Origin of the sequence: Veillonella sp. 6_1_27, assembly GCF_000163735.1 — a bacterium.
In the GTDB taxonomy this organism is placed as follows: domain Bacteria; phylum Bacillota; class Negativicutes; order Veillonellales; family Veillonellaceae; genus Veillonella; species Veillonella parvula_A.
Genome location: NZ_GG770215.1, coordinates 267,471 through 285,276, shown reverse-complemented (window position 1 = coordinate 285,276; position 17,806 = coordinate 267,471). Strand labels below are relative to the sequence as shown.

Sequence of the window (17,806 nt, the reverse complement as noted above, 5' to 3'; positions counted from 1 at the left end):
TTAAGACCGTAAGAATAATTTACCTAATTCATCAGGTGTAAATTTGATAATCGTAGGACGACCATGAGGACATACATATGGTTTTTCGGTACTAAATAAGTCCTCAATTAAGGTAGTCATTTGATACATATTTAAATTATGACCTGCCTTGATGGCCCCTCTACAAGATGCATAAGCTAGCATTTCATGTCGTAATTGGGCCTTAGTAGGCTGTTGATGATCATGTAAGTAAGAGAATATATATTGGAGAATTTCAAATGCTTTTGACTCTACTAAATCTACTGGAGCCCCTACTAATTTTATCTTAGTAGGACCACCTAACTCTACATCAAAGCCAAGATCAAGTAATGTTTCTCGTTCTTCCTCTACCAAATTCATTTCATCATTTGTGGCCTCACTATACTGAGGAACCAAAATAGATTGCATAGGAATCGATTCAGAAGACTTACACAACTTATCATAACGCACACGCTCATGTGCAGCATGTTGATCTATGATATATAGATCATCACCTTTTTTAGCTAATATATAACAAGATGCAACTTGACCCATTGGTAAAAAGCCCGAGTTTTGAATTGTACGTTCTTCTATCTCTTCGTTACGAATATCGTGAGACAAGGATTTAAACTTCTCTACATCTTCCGAAGTATAACTAGTGTATGCAGTAGGAACAGCTTCAAAACTTTCATCTACAAAAGAGGATTGTTCATAAGTAGCTTTAGGTGCAGGTGGTGTATACCCCTTTGTTTTAAGATTTTCCACAAACTGCGAAGTTTCACCGCGCATGACTTCATAGCCTTTTGTACGGCGTCCACCAAAAACCTTATCATAATCTATAGCTGTTGCTATATGTTCAGCTGACTGCATCGAATCGTGTACAACAGTAGGTGCTTGATAAGAATCATAAGTAGTATTACCAGCTAAGAATGTACTATTAGAACTAAAATTCTTAATATCACTATTACTATTACTATTACTATTACTAGCAATATCATTACCATATTTATCGGATATGTTAGCAACTGTACCAGTCATATAAGATGATGACTCTCGTTCGTATCTCTCATGGAGTGGATTATTTAAAGCATTTAAGATACCGTGATATACGGCTTTAAATATAATCTTATCATCTGAGAATTTAACTTCACTCTTGCGAGGATGTACGTTTATATCAACCATTCTCGCAGGCACAGTAATATTTAGTACCACTAAAGGATGACCATTTTTCGGCAATAGTGCATGGTATGCATTATCGATAGCCTTCATTATGGTTTTATCAGAAATCACGCGATTATTGACGATAATGGTCTGCCATATCCTTGTACTTTTAAGAAGTGTGGGCTTACTCACTACGCCATCGATATAGATAGAATCACTTTCATAAGCAACAGTAAAAATATCATCTTTGGTTTTATATCCATATAGCGCAGCTACAGTATCACTAATATCGCCATTTCCTGGTGTGATAATAGCTACCCGATCATCTATGATAAGCTTAAAAGAAATATGTGGATTACTTAGAGCTAATTTCCCTACAATATCTTGAATTTTAGAGGCTTCTGTACGCTCCGTTTTTAAGAATTTACGACGAGCCGGCGTATTATAAAATAAATCTTTAATTTCGATAGTTGTACCAGGTGCCGCACCATAAGGAATGCAATCGGTAAAAGTGCCGCCATCAACAGTAATACGAGTCCCCAAATCAGAGTCTGCTTTACGAGTAGTCAAAGAGAAATGAGATACAGAGGCAATACTAGCCAAAGCCTCCCCACGGAAGCCTAGGGACGCAATATCAAAGAGGTCCTCTACTTGTTGAATTTTAGAGGTTGCATGACGTAGAATCGCCAAGCGAGCATCTTCCTCCGTCATACCGATACCATTATCAGTAATCCGCATATAGGCCACACCGCCTTCACCAATTTCAACCTCAATATTAGTGGCAGACGCATCAATAGAGTTTTCAATGAGCTCTTTAATAACTGATGCGGGACGTTCAACGACTTCACCGGCAGCTATCTTATTGATTGTCGTTTCATCCAATACGTGAATGGTTGCCATTATTTCCCGCCTCCTTTACGAGCCTCCTCTTGTAGTTCATATAATTTATTTAATGCTTCAATTGGAGTCATGCTCATTACATCGACTTCCAGTAAGCTATCTACTACGGAATGGGTAAATAAATTGCCTAGTGGAGAATCACTAACTTGCTTAACCGCTGGTTTTGCCACATTAGTAAGTTGAGCACCCATAACTCGATTATTTAAGTCACTTGCATCATGACTTTGATCTTCCAAGGATTCTAAAATCACTTCAGCTCGTTTTAATACAGAGTTAGGTAGGCCCGCCAGTCTGGCAACATGGATACCATAACTGCGATCTGCACCACCTTTAATGATACGACGCAAGAAAGCAACATCTTTCCCTTTTTCTTTAACTGCAACGGTATAATTTTTTAATTTACTATAGCTTTCTTCTAAGCAAATCAATTCATGGTAGTGCGTTGCAAATAAAGTCTTGCTATGAATGTGCTTACAAATATGTTCCACTACGGCTTGTGCGATACTCAAACCATCAAAGGTACTCGTACCCCGACCAATTTCATCGAGAATAATTAAACTATTATGAGTAGCATTTTCTAAAATATACGCTACCTCTTTCATTTCTACCATGAACGTGCTTTGACCAGTAGAAATATCGTCGCTAGCACCGACACGTGTAAAAATACGATCCACAGGTGAGATAGACGCTTCACGAGCAGGGATAAAGGAACCAATCTGTGCCATAATCATTAAGATAGCCGCTTGACGCATGTAAGTAGATTTACCTGCCATATTAGGGCCTGTAATGAGTAAAAATTCTTCTTCATCATGATTTAAAACGATATCATTTGGTACGAATACCTCACGTTTTAAGAACTTTTCAATAACAGGATGACGACCATCACGAATATTGATTTGACCATTCATCACAATAGTTGGACAAATATAGTTTTCTTCGTATCCAACTAATGCTAATGAGCATAATACATCAAGGTCTGCAAGAGCACGAGCCGTTTCTTGCACATCTTTGATAACGAGTTTAATATCATTACGCAATTGTTGATATAGTTCGTGCTCTAAAGCGATGATTTTATCTTTTGCGCTGAGAATTTTAATTTCAAACTCTTTTAACTCAGGCGTAATATAGCGTTCAGCATTGGCCAGGGTTTGTTTTCGTATGAAATAGTCTGGTACTTGTTCTGATTTACTATGGGATACCTCGAAATAGTAACCAAACACTTTATTGTAACCAGTCTTAATTTTTGAAAGCCCTGTAGCTTCTTTAATATCCGCTTCCATCTTAGCAAGCCATTGCTCGCTATTAGTCGCTAAAGAACGTAGCTCATCTAAATCAGCATTAAATCCATCTTTAATAACACGACCGTCTTTTAATGTCAACGCTGGTTGCTCTGCAATAGCTCGACATAATAAGTCATAAATATCTTTATGATCTTGCATGCGCTCATTAATAGATGTTAAAGCTAGACTTGAACATGTACCTAATACATTCTTAATATCAGGTAGAACTACTAATGACTCACGAAGAGCCGTTAAATCTCTGGGAGACACAGATCCGGTTTCAACACGACCAACGATGCGTTCAAAATCGTAAATACAATCTAAAAAGTTACGAATATGAGAACGTTCAGCACCGCGTGTAATAAGTTCTGAAACGGCTGCTTGACGACGTTGTATTTGATTTATATCAGTTAATGGACTTTCAAGCCATTGTTTTAAAAGGCGTGCCCCCATTGGTGTCAACGTACGATCTAGTACATCCAGTAAAGTACCTTTTTGTCCACCATCGCGTAAATTATGAGTAATTTCAAGGTGCCGCAAAGAAGATGTATCAAGAATAAGGCGATTACCTACACTTAATTGATGTACATAGTTGATATGAGAAATTTCAGATTTAATGATATCCTCTAAATATAAAAGCATATAACCTAATGCTTCCCATACATCCTCTTCCATAAGGCCTAAATCACCGAAATGAGTTACAGCTTTTTCAGCTACTTCACGTTGTGTATAGTATGTAGAAAAAGGAGAAAATACGACATTACTAAATTGATTTTCAATAAAATCCTGAATATCTTGCGGTAATATCGTTCCTTCAGGCAATATGATTTCACTTGGTCTATACATGCTGAGTGCATCGTACATATCACTGCGTTTTTCACAATCAGTAATGCGGTGCCAAATAACTTCCCCTGTAGATACATCAGAAAACACAAGAATCCACGTATCTTTTACCATATAAAATAATGATAAAAAGTTATTTGACCGTGCATCGTTACCATTTTCTGTCATCACTGTACCAGGAGTAACAACTTTAATGACATCGCGCTTAACAATGCCTTTAACTGCTTTAGGATCTTCTAGTTGTTCACAGATAGCAACTTTATATCCTTTTTTTACAAGCGTTTCTATGTAGCTTTCAGCCGCATGAAAAGGAACGCCACACATCGGTGTGCGTTCCTCATCTCCTGTAGGACGACCTGTTAAGGTAATATTAAGTTCACGTGATGCGACTAAAGCATCCTCATTAAATAATTCATAAAAATCACCTAATCGAAAGAACAATAATTCTTCAGAGTATCTAGATTTAATATCTAAATACTGCTCCATCATAGGTGTTTGCTTTTTACTCATATTCACCTCATATATTATGAGTCATATCACAGATTCCGCTTATATTCGTATATTCCCATACGATTATTAAACAAATATATAAACGGGTATAATAATTTATAAACAATAGGTGCTAAGGACAACATACTTCCTGTAAAATTAATCAATCCAGTCTGTTTAAGCTTAGGATTCATAACTACAATTTCATGACCATCCTTAGTTCCCCATTGAAAAGTAACATCCATTTTACTGAGCATATCATGTTGTTTACTACGTTTTGCCACGTAAGGAGAAATCATATCAAGATATAAGGTAAATTCTTCAAAAGAATCAGTCAGTAAGCCTAAGAATTGCTTCATTTCATCCAGTGTAAGATACATAACTACCCCTTCACTAACAAGCAATAGTTTTCGGCCATTTATCTCAATATTTTTAGTCCACAATTCATCAGTTATAGAGCTCACTACGTTATGTACTCGTTCATGAGGCTCAAAAAATTGTGTACGTGCTTCAATCACTCCGGCAAAATCGATATTATACCAATCAATATAACCGTTGTCGACTCGATAAAACATAGTATCTAAACCGGCACCTAATGATACGACGATACAATCTGGATATAGAGATATAAAGTTTCGTATCTCTTCATCGATTACTTTTGCTCGTCCTAAAATTCCATAATAAGACATCTTAACATCTTTAAATTGATCAAAATCATAATCAATATGCTTTAAAATATCCCAGGATTTCTGATCCTTTAATACAGATTGATCTGACTCATAATCTTTCGCTCTTGCATATAGTGTCAATAATGCCGTTTCGCCTACAGCGTTTAAATCAAGTTTCATAGTTACACCTTCTTTGTAAAAATACAAAATGTAAATGGTGTTCATACCTATGAATGTCTTCAATATACAACTTTTATATTATTTTATTATTATAACACATATGATTTCTAATCAGCATCTATGGTAAAAAAGAACATCGCCACCACATGTTTAGCAAACTAATTTTAGATAAAAATTCTAACCTTAGAGTTAACATAATAGTGACGAGTTCTTTTTGATTCTAATAGTTTATTTTACAATACTACCATAACAAACCCATGTTTGAGCTTTATCGATATGAGCTGGTACAGTTTGACCAATTGATAGGGAGTCATCCTTAGGGAATAAAACCATTTTATTACCAGATGTACGACCGAACCACATGTCTTCATCACGAGGACTTGGTCCCTCTACAATAATATCAAATACTTGTCCTTCCATAGGTTTATTTAATTCATAAGAGATTTCATTTTGTACATCCATCAATGTTTGTAAGCGAACGCGCTTAATCTCTTCTGGAATTTGATCATCCATAGTTGCTGCTGGCGTTCCAGATCGCTTAGAGTAGATAAACGTATACGCCATGTCATAGCGCACATCTTTTAATAATTGTAATGTAGCTTGAAAATCTTCCTCAGTTTCTCCTGGGAAACCTACAATAATATCCGTAGTCACCACCACATCTTTTATTTTTTCACGGCAATAAGAAAGTAATTCTTTATAATGCTCTACCGTGTAATGACGATTCATTTTCTTTAAAATACGATTGGAACCAGATTGAATAGGTAAATGTAAATGCGTCACAATATTGGATGACCTACCAAGAGCATCAATCATAGACTTACTCATATCTTGAGGATGACTTGTCATATAGCGAATACGTTCTATACCAGGAATACCATCAAGAGCATCAATTAATGTACCAAAATCTGTACCATCTTTAAAATCTAGGCCATAAGAGTTTACATTTTGCCCCAATAAAGTGATCTCTTTAAATCCTTTAACCCCTAGGTCTGTAACCTCTTTAACAATGGCCTCTACAGGACGGCTAATCTCTCTACCACGTACATGGGGAACAATACAATAGGTGCAAAATTTATTACAGCCATTCATAATAGGTACCCATGCATAAAAAGAGCCATTTGGTTTTGCCTCTAATTCAGGCAATACAGAGTTATCCATATCTACGCTGATTTGATGCGTATGTCCATGTTGTACTTCTTCAATCATCTCGTTAATATGTTGAATATTATGAGTACCCAATACAATATCAATATGAGGAGCTCGTTTAAACATTTCTGCTTGATTTTTTTGAGCCATACATCCTGTGACGGCGATAATCAAGTTTTTATTATTACGTTTTAGTCTTTTTAGCTCACCTATACGCCCATAAACTTTAGTTTCTGCATTTTCACGCACTGCACAAGTATTTAGCAGAATTAAATCTGCAGTTTCAACATTCTCTGTTGGTATATACCCAACAGATTCCAGCTGATGCGATAATCGCTCAGAGTCGGCGGTATTCATTTGACAACCATAGGTGTAAATATAATAAGACTTCATTCTAACTCCTACACTTTAACAATCTTACGTTTTGTTTCAATAATATTCTTAACTTTAATGGACATGCGTTCAATAGACATGCCGGTAATATATTCAATTTCATTGCGAACAGATTTTTGTACCTGTTGCATCAACGGTTTAACAGGATATCCATGTTCAATAACTACAGCCATATCAACAACAAGACCGTTTTGACCTTTGTCGCTTTTTTTAAAAGAAATTATACTGGTCTCATCGACACCAGCTACTTTTTTTAACCCATTTCTAATCAATTTAATAATTACTTCATCGTCAAAAGTGAGTCGACCATAGTAGCTAAAAGCAGGCCGTACAACAGAACGTTCAAATCCTTCAGAACCAATTTGACCTAAGGTATCTTGATCTTGTTTTTTCAAAGTCCTGCGGCGCCACATGGTTTTGATTGGATCAATCAAATACCCCCTAAAGTGTGGCTTTAATTCCATAGTCGGCACAGGAATTATATGTTTACCCTCTTTAAGACGTGCATGTTGTGCCTTTTCAATTTCCTTAGGTGTTGCAACATCTTCTATACGAATATATCGATCAGGTTCTTGTAAGCCTAAAGCTTTAGTAATCTTCTTAACCATATTATCAGAAGTGCCGATAATCATAAGCTTATTAGGTTTAATCTTATCTAATTGTTCTCGTACGGATTTAACTTGTACTTCGTCTTGAAAAATAGCACGACGAACAGCTTTTAAACGACTAGACTCTTTTTTTGCAGAAAAGCCAGCTACAATTTTATTATCATGAATCAAAATACCATCATCGATGATACATTCAATTTTATTTTCATGAGCAACTACGAGGGCACGATGACTTTTACCTGTGCCACTACTACCTACAAAAGCAACGACTTCCATAGCCTACCTCGTCATTTATAACAAACTAATAAATTCTGATACATCCTTACCAGATACTAAGTAATCACCAAATCTATCAGGTTTCTTGCCTACAATACCATGGTAATCAGAACCACCAGTAATAAATAGCTTATGCTTTTTAGCGAATTCTTTATATCGCTCCACATCATCATCATTATGCTTTGAGTGATATACCTCCATACCATCAAAATCATAATTTAACATTTCCAACACATATTCATCACTAGTAACCAATTTAGGATGAGCCATAACAGCAAGTCCTCCAGCTTTATGTATAATATCAATAATATAAGGAACCTCTACTTTTACCTTAGGAACATAGCAAGGACTATCTTTTCGAAGAATACCTTTAAATACATCATTAATATCCTTGGCATAACCACCATCAATTAAAAGTTTACCAATATGTGGGCGACCATAAGCTTTAGTATCAGGAAATTGTTTAATGAGCTCTTCTTTTGTAATATAATATCCTTCATTATTACAACGACGGATAATTTCATCGATACGTTCTTCACGTTTTCCTTTAAAAAACGTAATAAAATCGATTAAATCTTTATTATTTTCATCAAAACAATATCCTAAAATATGAATTGACTTATCTTTATAATCAGCACTAAATTCACAGCCATTTACGATTTTAATAGATTCATTAGGATCTAACTTCTTTTGAGCAGCACGCAATGCTTGAATGCCGTCTATTTCATCATGATCGGTTAAAGCCATCATAGATACATTACAGTCTATGGCATGTTGCAATAGATCTTTAGGTGTTTCAACACCATCTGAAAAGATGGAATGTATATGAAAATCTACAAGCATATAGCACCTCCATTCCAAATATTCTATCATTTAATTATGACTTATTTAATCTATTAATTCAAGTTTAGAAAGAAAAATTGCGACCCTAATGAACATTCACTAGAATCGCAATTCTATTATAAGTTTTGAAGCAATTCTGTTACTTTATCAGATACAGAATCAATAGCACATGGAAGAGCTTCTCCAGACTTACGGATTTGAATTTCTACTTCGTTATTCTCAAGAGTATTTTTACTTACTGTAATGCGAAGTGGATAACCAATCAAATCAGCATCTTTGAACTTAACACCTGCACGATCTTTACGATCATCTAACAATACATCTACACCAGCATTTTGTAATGCAGTATAAATAGTTTGACTAGTAGACATTAATGCTTCGTCTTTTGCATTAATTGGAACAATAACTGCTTCAAATGGAGCGATAGAACGTGGCCAAATAATACCATTTTCATCGTGATATTGCTCAATAGCAGCAGCTAGTGTACGAGATACACCGATACCATAGCAACCCATAATCATTGGATTAGGACGACCATTTTGATCTAAGAATGTAGCTTGTAATGCTTCAGAATACTTTGTACCCAATTTAAATACTTGACCCACTTCGATGCCTTTAGCATGTTCTAAAGCACCCCCACATTTAGGACACACATCGTCCTTCGTGATTAAACGAATTGGAGCAACAATAATATCTTCTACATTAAAGTCCCGTTTTGGATTGATATTAACGTAGTGAGCATCTTTTTTATTAGCGCCACCACAAACATTGTAAGTTTCCATAACAGATTCATCAACAACAATAGCAAATTCTTCTGTTTGTTTTAAACCAATAGGACTGATGAAACCAGCTATTAAACCTACTTTTTCCAATTCTTCAGGGGTGGCCATCTCAGGCTCTACAGCACCAAGAACGGCATGTTGTACAGCGACTTCATTTACTTCATGGTCACCACGAACAATGGCTAATACCACTTTACCATCAATAGAAAATACTACCGCTTTGATAGTTTTATGTAATGGTAAATTTAACATGTCTGCCACAGCTTCAATAGAACTTGCATTTGGTGTATCCACAACAGATAACTCATGAAGAACTTCTTCGTCTTGCTTCATGATACCAGGCTTGCCGATTTCAATGTTAGCTGCATAATCACACTTAGTACAATATACGATATCAGCTTCACCAGCTTCGGCAATGGCCATGAACTCATGCGTACCACTACCACCGATTGCACCACTATCAGCCTCTACTGGGCGGAATGTAAGACCACAACGTGTAAAAATACGTGTATATGCATCGTACATAGATTTATAGGATTCATCTAAACCCGCTTCATCTACATCAAAAGAATAAGCATCTTTCATAATGAATTCACGGCTACGCATCAAGCCATAACGTGGACGACGCTCATCACGGAATTTACTTTGAATTTGATATAAGTTGACTGGTAATTGACGATATGAGTTAATCTCATTTTTAACGAGGGTTGTAATCATCTCTTCATGTGTTGGTCCTAGACAAAACTCATTATCATGACGATCATTGATACGCATCATTTCTGCGCCATATGCGTTCCAACGGCCAGACTCTTTCCAAATTTCTGCAGGCTGTAAAATTGGCATCATAATTTCTTGAGCACTAGCACGATCCATTTCTTCACGTACAATAGCTTCAATCTTTTTAATACTTCTCCAACCTAATGGTAAAAAACTATATAAACCATTTGCAGTTTTACGCATAAAACCAGCGCGAAGCATAAGCTGTTGGCTTACTACATCAGCGTCAGATGGAACCTCACGCAATGTAGGTGCATATAATTTAGTGGCTAACATAAAGACTCCTCATCTAAATTTTCTAAATATTGGTCAATTTCTCTAAACAATGTATCTACTAATTCGGCTTCTGGTACAGTCTTAATAACTTTCCCTTTACGGAAAATAATACCTTGACCATCACCACCAGCAATACCAAAGTCGGCCTCACGCGCTTCCCCTGGACCATTTACAACACACCCCATAACGGCAACCTTAATAGGCGCTTTTATGGATGCTAGACGTTCTTCTACAATACCAGCCATATCAAATAAATTTACTTGGCAACGACCACATGTAGGACAAGATATCATAGTGGCCCCAAAATTTCTTAATCCTAAGCTACTTAAAATACTTCTACCTACTTCAATTTCGTGAATTGGATCTCCAGTTAAGGATACCCGTAATGTATCACCAATGCCATCGAGCAATAATGCACCAATCCCCATAGCAGATTTAATAGTGCCTTGTTTAATAGTACCAGCTTCTGTTACCCCTAAATGTAACGGATAAGGAATCTTATCAGATAACTTACGATATGCTTCCACCATTAGAGGTACTTCCGTGGCTTTAATGGATAATTTCATTTGACGATAATCGAGTTTTTCTAAAATTCTTACGTGTTCTAAAGCTGTTTCAACCATACCATCCGCTGTAGGATGTCCTCCATGAGCATCGAGAATATGCTTTGGTAAAGAGCCTGCATTAACACCAATGCGAATTGGGATTTGTTTAGGTTTTGCCTTTTCAATAACGGCTAAAACCTTATCTTCACCACCAATATTTCCTGGATTAATGCGCAATCCATCAACATTATTTTCAATAGCTTCTAAAGCTAATCTATAATCAAAGTGAATATCGGCGATCAAAGGAATTGAAATGCCCGCTCTAACAGCCTTTAAAGCCTTTGCAGATGCCATTGTAGGAACGGCGACACGAACCAGTTCACAACCAGCCTCTGCTAAATGATTAATTTCTGCAATTGCCTTCTCTGTATGTACTGGATCCGTAGTAATCATAGATTGAATACTTACCGGTGCATAATCGCCGATTTTAACTGTACCTACATAGATACCATTTGTTGGTTTACGTACAATCATTGTAATCTCCCATCTGTCTTATAGTAAACGGAAAATATCCTGCGTTGTTACATATAAGAATAATGCTACCATTAAGGCAACCCCAACCATTTGTATATACATAAGAGCTTTAGCAGGTAATCTACGGCCTGTTATAGCTTCCGCCAAGATAATAATCAAGTGACCACCATCTAAAACAGGTAATGGTAAAAGATTAATAACCCCTAAGTTAATACTAAGGAATGCAGCAAAACTTAATAGTGGTGCAAATCCTGATTGTGCAATAGTACCTGCCATTTGGGAAATTCCTACTGGACCAGATAATTCGGCTGCTTGTGTGCCACGAATCATATCATAAATCCCACTGACCATAGCAACAATAGTTTGCCCCGTCCGACTAACAGCAAGGCTCAAAGATTCACCAATACTATAAGTTTCACGAGTAAAGCTAGGGTAGATGCCAATCTTAGGACTATCTTGTTCCATTTTAGGTATTACCGTAGTCTCTATAGTTTGTCCTTCACGCTCTACAACAACAGTTACACCATGGTTTGCTGTGCCTTGTAAGCTAGGACGAATATCATCCCAAGTACTAATTTTTTTACCATCAATCGTAATAATTCTATCGTTAGCTTCTAAATGAGCCTGTTCTGCAGAACTACCCGCAATAATGTTACCAATTACAGGTTCATTTGTATATGTAAGATTTCCTACAGTCACATTTAGGCCAAAGAAAAGTACAATGGCTAATATAAAGTTGAATACAGCCCCTGCAGAAATAACAATAAATTTTTTCCACGCAGGTTTATTATAAAAGGAGCGCTCATTAAGAGGCTCGTCAGGTGTCATACCAGCAATACGATTAAATCCTCCAAGAGGAATTATACGAATAGAATATAAAGTTTCCCCTTTTTGTACTTTAAATATGGCTGGACCAAAACCTATAGCAAATTCATCAACTTGCATACCTGACATCTTAGCTGTAATAAAATGACCTAATTCATGAATAAACACGATTAAACCAAATACAAATATTGTGGCTAATGCCGTAATCATATATTCTCCTATAACATCAACGATGTTGCCTTTTCACGGGCCCATCTATCGATGGATAATAAATTATCTAATGTAAAATCATCTTCTGTTCCCATAGATTCAAGAACAGAAGTAACGACTTTATAAATATCACCAAAGGCGATTTTATCTTCTAAAAAGGCATATACTGCCGTTTCATTAGCTGCATTAAATACAGCAGGTTTAAATCCACTAGCACGTCCCACCTCATACGCAAGTCGAAGTGCAGGAAAATCGTCATACCGCGGAGGTAAAAACTCCAATTGTAGTGCTTGACTAAAATCAAGATGATTCATACTTAAAACTTCACGTTTTGGATACGTCAAAGCATATTGAATGGGCTCGCGCATATCTGGATTACCCATTTGCGCTAATATCGCACCATCCTTCATACGTATCATAGAATGAACAATACTTTGAGGATGTACTACTACATCAATATGATCAAAATCAAAACCAAATAACCAATGAGCTTCTATTACCTCTAAGCCTTTATTGAATAAAGAGGCAGAATCTATAGTTATTTTATTGCCCATATTCCAGGTAGGATGTCGCAAACAATCTGCAGCAGTTGCAGTTTGAATTTTACTAGAATCCCATGTGCGTAAAGGACCACCAGAAGCAGTGACGATTAAAGAATCAACATTGTCACGTTTCTGTCCTTCTAAGCACTGAAATATAGCACTATGTTCACTATCGATAGGTAAGATTTGCACGCCATGTTCTTTAGCTAAAGCCGTAATTAATGGACCTCCAGCAACAAGAGTTTCTTTATTAGCAAGACCTATAGTCTTACCTTGTTTTATAGCTTCCACTGTAGGCTCAATGCCCGCAGCACCTACAATAGCAGTAACAATCATTGTTGCTTCTTGAATTGTAGCTGCTGCAATGAGGGCTTCCTTACCACCTATCAATTTTGTAGGACCTGTATAGCGTGCTTGTAAGTCTTTAAAAGCACCTTCATCTACAAGACCCGCCACCAAAGGTTTATATTCTTTAATCTGATGTTCTAAGAGGTCAATATTATGATGTGCCACTAAGGCAACCACCTTGAATTGATCTGGATGTTGAGACACCACATCAAGCGTCTGTGTACCGATTGAGCCAGTACTGCCGATAATACTTAGGTATTTCATAAGTGTACCTCTATGAAATTAGTACGAAAATAGTAATATATATACTAATGTAATAGGAGCCGCAAATAATAAACTATCAAAGCGATCCAATACACCACCATGACCTGGTAATAATGTACCAGAATCTTTTACATTACATAGTCGTTTAATCTTTGATTCAAACAAATCACCTAATGGTGCTAATATACCGCTAATCATACCTACATGGATTCCCATCCACCAAGGAATGCCAACGATATACGAAAATACTGTACCTGTAAAAATACAGCCGATAAATCCACCAATAAAACCTTCTAGTGTTTTATTAGGACTAATAGATGGTACTATTTTACGTTTACCAAAAGCTCGACCTGAAAAGTATGCAAAGGTATCGCTAGCCCAAGTAGTAAACAATAATAACCAAAGTGTAATAGTGCCCCAGTTATATAATTCAAAAGGCATTGATAAATTCATGTAAATTGAATCATGACGAATCAAGAGCAATGAAGTCATACCCATACCAATATATAATAAACCAAATACACTAAAGGATACACTAGACATCGAGTACTTAGTTTCACCAAATGTACACAACATATAATTGGCAAATAAACTTAATACTAAAATACCTATAGCTATAGTATACTGATGACATGCAAGAGCAATCATTAGCAATAAAATACTAATATATCCCCATATAATGGATATCCGAACACGTTTAGCTTTACCAAGTAATACAAACTCACGCCACCCTAATAAAGCCAAAAGTGTAATTAGCACATCATAAACTAATCCACCAAATGTAATGGCCCCTAAGGCAATAATAAAACCAATAACAGCGGTAATAACACGTGTTTTTAACATTTTTTATTCCTCATCACATAAGCCACCAAATCGGCGTTCTCGTTTCTGATATGCCGCCACAGCTTCAAGTAAAGTTTCCTTAGTAAAATCTGGCCAATGCAAATCGGTAAACCAAAATTCAGCATACGCTAGTTGCCATAACAAAAAATTACTAATTCTAAAATCACTACTAGGACGAATTAATAAATCTACATCACTAAACTCTTTAGTGAATAATTGAGAACTTACATATTCTTCAGTAATTTTGTCCATTGTAATAACGCCATCCGCAACGGATTTTACAATGTCGCGGATAGTTCTAACTATTTCATCACGCCCACCATAGTTAATCGCTAACTGTAATGTGAGGCCTGTATTATTCTGAGTTAATAATTCTGCATCTTGAATGATTTTTTGTAGGTCTTCTGAAAGCCCTCCAATAAAACCAATAAATCGAATGCGTACATTATGTTCATGCATATACTTAACATTATTATTTAAGTATTCTTTTATGAGAGACATAAGTAAAGAAACTTCCTGTTCAGGACGTTTCCAGTTCTCCGTGGAGAAACCATATACCGTAAGAGCTCTAATTCCGATCTCATCTGCGGCCATAACAATTTCTTTTAATACATCTGCACCAGCACGATGCCCCATGGAGCGCGGCATGCCTCTGCGTTTAGCCCATCGTCCATTACCATCCATAATAATAGCAACATGTTGTGGAATTATATTACGATCAATGACAGGCGTATCAGAACGTTTACGGTTAAATAATTTCTTTAGCATAGTCTACCTCGATAGAATTTCCGAAGTCGCTGGCAATCATTGGTCTATATAGTAGTATATGTAAGCACTCATCAACCTTTGTAATACGTGCCACATAAAATCCTTTATCTGAAATTTCAAAGAAGCGATTAAAGGATCCACCAATCATTACCTTAAAAGGAATATGGGCAGCCTGCAAACGAGACTTTGCAAGCTGCCATGGTATTCCAATAAGGCTATTAGAATCAAACATTATACTTCTAATACGTCCTTTTCTTTTACTGCTTTTAACTCATCGATTTGCTTAACTTTAGCATCGGTAAGCTTTTGGATTTGATCTAAACCGTCTTTAGCATCATCTTCAGTAATCGTTTTAGCTTTCTCTTCTTTTTTTAATGCTTCATTTACATCGCGACGAATGTTGCGCACTGCAACTTTTGCATCTTCAGCCTTTTTATGAACTACTTTAACGATTTCTTTACGACGTTCCTCAGTTAATTGAGGAATACTTAAACGAATTTGTGCACCATCATTACCAGGGTTCAAACCTAAATCAGATTGTAAAATTGCTTTTTCAATAGCACCAATCATTGTTTTATCCCAAGGTGCAATCACAATCATGCGAGGTTCAGGCACGGAGATATTCGCAACTTGATTAATGGGTGATGGACTTCCATAATAATCAACCATTACTTTATCAAGTAGTGCTACACTAGCACGGCCTGTACGAATAGATGCGAATTCATGTTTTAAAGCCTCAATAGACTTATTCATGCGGTCTTCTGCTTGTTGTAACAATTCTTTAATTTCCATATGAATTATTCTCCTCGAACAATGGTCCCTATTTCTTCACCTTTAGCAGCTTTTGTAATATTACCAGGAATATCCATGCTAAATACAATAATAGGAATATTGTTATCTTTACATAAAGTTGTAGATGTAGCATCCATTACTTTTAATTCTTTTGTGATAATCTCGTTATATGTTAATTCATCAAATTTAACAGCATTAGGATTTGTCTTAGGGTCAGAATCATATACGCCATCTGCAAATTTCTTTGCCATTAAAATAGCATCGGCTTCAATTTCAGCGGCCCGTAATGCAGCTGTTGTATCTGTAGAGAAGTAAGGTTTACCAAGGCCAGCACCGAAGATAACGATACGTTTTTTTTCTAAATGACGAATAGCGCGACGACGAATATAAGGTTCTGCAATTTCTTGCATTTCGATAGCCGTTTGTACACGTGTATCTACACCAGCTTGTTCTAATGCATCTTGCAATGCTAAGGAGTTCATCACTGTTGCAAGCATCCCCATATAGTCAGCAGTAGCACGATCCATACCTTGATTGCTACCAGCTAAACCTCTCCATAGGTTACCACCACCAACAACAATTGCGATTTCTAAATCAGTGGATTTTGCTAAAGCAGCAATTTCTTTTGCAAATTCTTCGACAACATCAGGATTAATACCAAAACCTTGTTCACCTGCTAATGCTTCACCACTCAACTTTAAAACAATACGTCGAAAGTTTCTTTTTGCCATATTTTTACTCCTCTATTGCAAAATAAGAGAACACTGTACGGTGTTCTCTTATTGTTTATTAATTATTTACCAACAGATGCCATTACTTCTGCTACGAAGTCATCTTGGCGTTTTTCAATGCCTTCACCTAAACCATAGCGAACAAAACGACGTACGTTGATGTTTTCACCGATTTTTGCAATACTTTCATTAATGATGTCTGTAACAGTTTTATCACCATCTTTAATGAATACTTGTTCTAATAGGCAATTTTCTTTATAGAATTTTTCGATACGGCCAGCAACCATTTTTTCTAAAACAGCTTCAGGTTTTGGTTTACGACCAGCTTTAACGTCTTCTTCAGCTTCTACTTTAGCTTGTTCCAATAATACTTGTTTTTCGTGTTCAATGACTTCAGTAGGAACTTCTTCACGGTTCAAGTATGTAGGATTTACAGCCGCAATTTGCATAGCGATATCGCGTGCTAAATTTTGGAAATCATCAGTTTTTGCAACGAAGTCAGTTTCACAGTTAACTTCCACTAAAACACCGATACGACCACCTGCATGAATGTAGGATTGTACTACACCTTCAGCTGCAATACGACCAGCTTTTTTAGCTGCCGCAGCCAAACCTTTTTCACGAAGAAGGTCAACCGCTTTATCGATATTACCGTCAGTTTCAACCAATGCTTTTTTAGCGTCCATCATACCTGCGCCAGTCATGTCGCGCAATTCTTTTACCAAAGCAGCAGTAATTGCCATTATTTTGTTCCTCCTAGTATTAATTAAGGTAAGGATATA

The 17,806-nt window shown here is 36.4% G+C and carries 16 protein-coding genes; all 16 read right to left on the bottom strand.

The window, feature by feature from the left end; translation table 11 throughout:
- Nucleotides 1-2,058, bottom strand: a complete 2,058-nt coding sequence (mutL, locus tag HMPREF0874_RS01335; RefSeq protein ID WP_008600864.1) for a DNA mismatch repair endonuclease MutL — start codon at nt 2,056-2,058, stop codon at nt 1-3.
- Nucleotides 2,058-4,691: a DNA mismatch repair protein MutS gene (mutS, locus tag HMPREF0874_RS01330; protein ID WP_008600863.1), complete on the bottom strand. Its 2,634-nt coding sequence runs from the start codon at nt 4,689-4,691 to the stop codon at nt 2,058-2,060. The genes mutL and mutS overlap by 1 nt, the downstream gene beginning before the upstream one ends.
- 26 nt (nt 4,692-4,717) lie before the next feature.
- Entirely contained in the window at nt 4,718-5,518 is an 801-nt protein-coding gene (locus tag HMPREF0874_RS01325; protein ID WP_008600861.1) for a class I SAM-dependent methyltransferase, read from the bottom strand.
- A gap of 228 nt (nt 5,519-5,746) precedes the next feature.
- Nucleotides 5,747-7,060, bottom strand: coding sequence for a tRNA (N6-isopentenyl adenosine(37)-C2)-methylthiotransferase MiaB (miaB, locus tag HMPREF0874_RS01320; RefSeq protein WP_004697437.1), 1,314 nt, complete (start codon nt 7,058-7,060; stop codon nt 5,747-5,749).
- An 8-nt stretch (nt 7,061-7,068) separates the two neighbouring features.
- A complete protein-coding gene (locus HMPREF0874_RS01315; RefSeq protein WP_004695710.1) occupies nt 7,069-7,944 on the bottom strand; it encodes an Asp23/Gls24 family envelope stress response protein in 876 nt (291 codons plus the stop codon).
- A 15-nt stretch (nt 7,945-7,959) separates the two neighbouring features.
- Nucleotides 7,960-8,787, bottom strand: a complete 828-nt coding sequence (locus HMPREF0874_RS01310) for a PHP domain-containing protein (protein WP_008600857.1) — start codon at nt 8,785-8,787, stop codon at nt 7,960-7,962.
- Nucleotides 8,788-8,903: 116 nt separating this feature from the next.
- On the bottom strand, nt 8,904-10,622 hold the full coding sequence (locus HMPREF0874_RS01305; RefSeq protein ID WP_008600855.1) for a proline--tRNA ligase: 1,719 nt from the start codon (nt 10,620-10,622) through the stop codon (nt 8,904-8,906).
- On the bottom strand, nt 10,616-11,701 hold the full coding sequence (gene ispG, locus HMPREF0874_RS01300; RefSeq protein WP_004695704.1) for a flavodoxin-dependent (E)-4-hydroxy-3-methylbut-2-enyl-diphosphate synthase: 1,086 nt from the start codon (nt 11,699-11,701) through the stop codon (nt 10,616-10,618). Before ispG ends, HMPREF0874_RS01305 begins: the two co-directional genes overlap by 7 nt.
- Nucleotides 11,702-11,719: 18 nt before the next feature.
- On the bottom strand, nt 11,720-12,736 hold the full coding sequence (gene rseP / locus HMPREF0874_RS01295; RefSeq protein ID WP_008600853.1) for an RIP metalloprotease RseP: 1,017 nt from the start codon (nt 12,734-12,736) through the stop codon (nt 11,720-11,722).
- Between the two features lie 8 nt (nt 12,737-12,744).
- The gene (locus HMPREF0874_RS01290) at nt 12,745-13,890 is read right to left on the bottom strand and encodes a 1-deoxy-D-xylulose-5-phosphate reductoisomerase (protein ID WP_008600851.1); all 1,146 of its coding nucleotides are present in this window, start codon (nt 13,888-13,890) and stop codon (nt 12,745-12,747) included.
- A gap of 18 nt (nt 13,891-13,908) precedes the next feature.
- Nucleotides 13,909-14,733 (bottom strand): phosphatidate cytidylyltransferase, encoded by an 825-nt coding sequence (locus HMPREF0874_RS01285; protein ID WP_008600850.1) that lies wholly within the window; start codon nt 14,731-14,733, stop codon nt 13,909-13,911.
- Between the two features lie 3 nt (nt 14,734-14,736).
- Nucleotides 14,737-15,501 carry an isoprenyl transferase gene (locus HMPREF0874_RS01280; RefSeq protein ID WP_008600848.1) on the bottom strand — a complete coding sequence of 255 codons (765 nt, stop codon included), beginning with the start codon at nt 15,499-15,501 and terminating at the stop codon, nt 14,737-14,739.
- Nucleotides 15,482-15,733 (bottom strand): hypothetical protein, encoded by a 252-nt coding sequence (locus HMPREF0874_RS01275; RefSeq protein WP_004697100.1) that lies wholly within the window; start codon nt 15,731-15,733, stop codon nt 15,482-15,484. The genes HMPREF0874_RS01280 and HMPREF0874_RS01275 overlap by 20 nt, the downstream gene beginning before the upstream one ends.
- Entirely contained in the window at nt 15,733-16,293 is a 561-nt protein-coding gene (frr, locus tag HMPREF0874_RS01270) for a ribosome recycling factor (protein ID WP_004695693.1), read from the bottom strand. The genes HMPREF0874_RS01275 and frr overlap by 1 nt, the downstream gene beginning before the upstream one ends.
- 5 nt (nt 16,294-16,298) lie before the next feature.
- The gene (gene pyrH / locus HMPREF0874_RS01265; protein ID WP_004697414.1) at nt 16,299-17,024 is read right to left on the bottom strand and encodes a UMP kinase; all 726 of its coding nucleotides are present in this window, start codon (nt 17,022-17,024) and stop codon (nt 16,299-16,301) included.
- A gap of 62 nt (nt 17,025-17,086) precedes the next feature.
- Complete coding sequence (gene tsf / locus HMPREF0874_RS01260; RefSeq protein ID WP_004695689.1) at nt 17,087-17,767, bottom strand: translation elongation factor Ts; 681 nt, start codon at nt 17,765-17,767, stop codon at nt 17,087-17,089.
- Between the last annotated feature and the right edge of the window lie 39 nt (nt 17,768-17,806).

Coding starts and splice junctions, on each gene's coding strand:
- mutL (WP_008600864.1), bottom strand. CDS start 2,058: ATGGCAACCATTCACGTATTGGATGAAACGACAATCAATAAGATAGCT.
- mutS (WP_008600863.1), bottom strand. CDS start 4,691: ATGAGTAAAAAGCAAACACCTATGATGGAGCAGTATTTAGATATTAAA.
- HMPREF0874_RS01325 (WP_008600861.1), bottom strand. CDS start 5,518: ATGAAACTTGATTTAAACGCTGTAGGCGAAACGGCATTATTGACACTA.
- miaB (WP_004697437.1), bottom strand. CDS start 7,060: ATGAAGTCTTATTATATTTACACCTATGGTTGTCAAATGAATACCGCC.
- HMPREF0874_RS01315 (WP_004695710.1), bottom strand. CDS start 7,944: ATGGAAGTCGTTGCTTTTGTAGGTAGTAGTGGCACAGGTAAAAGTCAT.
- HMPREF0874_RS01310 (WP_008600857.1), bottom strand. CDS start 8,787: ATGCTTGTAGATTTTCATATACATTCCATCTTTTCAGATGGTGTTGAA.
- HMPREF0874_RS01305 (WP_008600855.1), bottom strand. CDS start 10,622: ATGTTAGCCACTAAATTATATGCACCTACATTGCGTGAGGTTCCATCT.
- ispG (WP_004695704.1), bottom strand. CDS start 11,701: ATGATTGTACGTAAACCAACAAATGGTATCTATGTAGGTACAGTTAAA.
- rseP (WP_008600853.1), bottom strand. CDS start 12,736: ATGATTACGGCATTAGCCACAATATTTGTATTTGGTTTAATCGTGTTT.
- HMPREF0874_RS01290 (WP_008600851.1), bottom strand. CDS start 13,890: ATGAAATACCTAAGTATTATCGGCAGTACTGGCTCAATCGGTACACAG.
- HMPREF0874_RS01285 (WP_008600850.1), bottom strand. CDS start 14,733: ATGTTAAAAACACGTGTTATTACCGCTGTTATTGGTTTTATTATTGCC.
- HMPREF0874_RS01280 (WP_008600848.1), bottom strand. CDS start 15,501: ATGCTAAAGAAATTATTTAACCGTAAACGTTCTGATACGCCTGTCATT.
- HMPREF0874_RS01275 (WP_004697100.1), bottom strand. CDS start 15,733: ATGTTTGATTCTAATAGCCTTATTGGAATACCATGGCAGCTTGCAAAG.
- frr (WP_004695693.1), bottom strand. CDS start 16,293: ATGGAAATTAAAGAATTGTTACAACAAGCAGAAGACCGCATGAATAAG.
- pyrH (WP_004697414.1), bottom strand. CDS start 17,024: ATGGCAAAAAGAAACTTTCGACGTATTGTTTTAAAGTTGAGTGGTGAA.
- tsf (WP_004695689.1), bottom strand. CDS start 17,767: ATGGCAATTACTGCTGCTTTGGTAAAAGAATTGCGCGACATGACTGGC.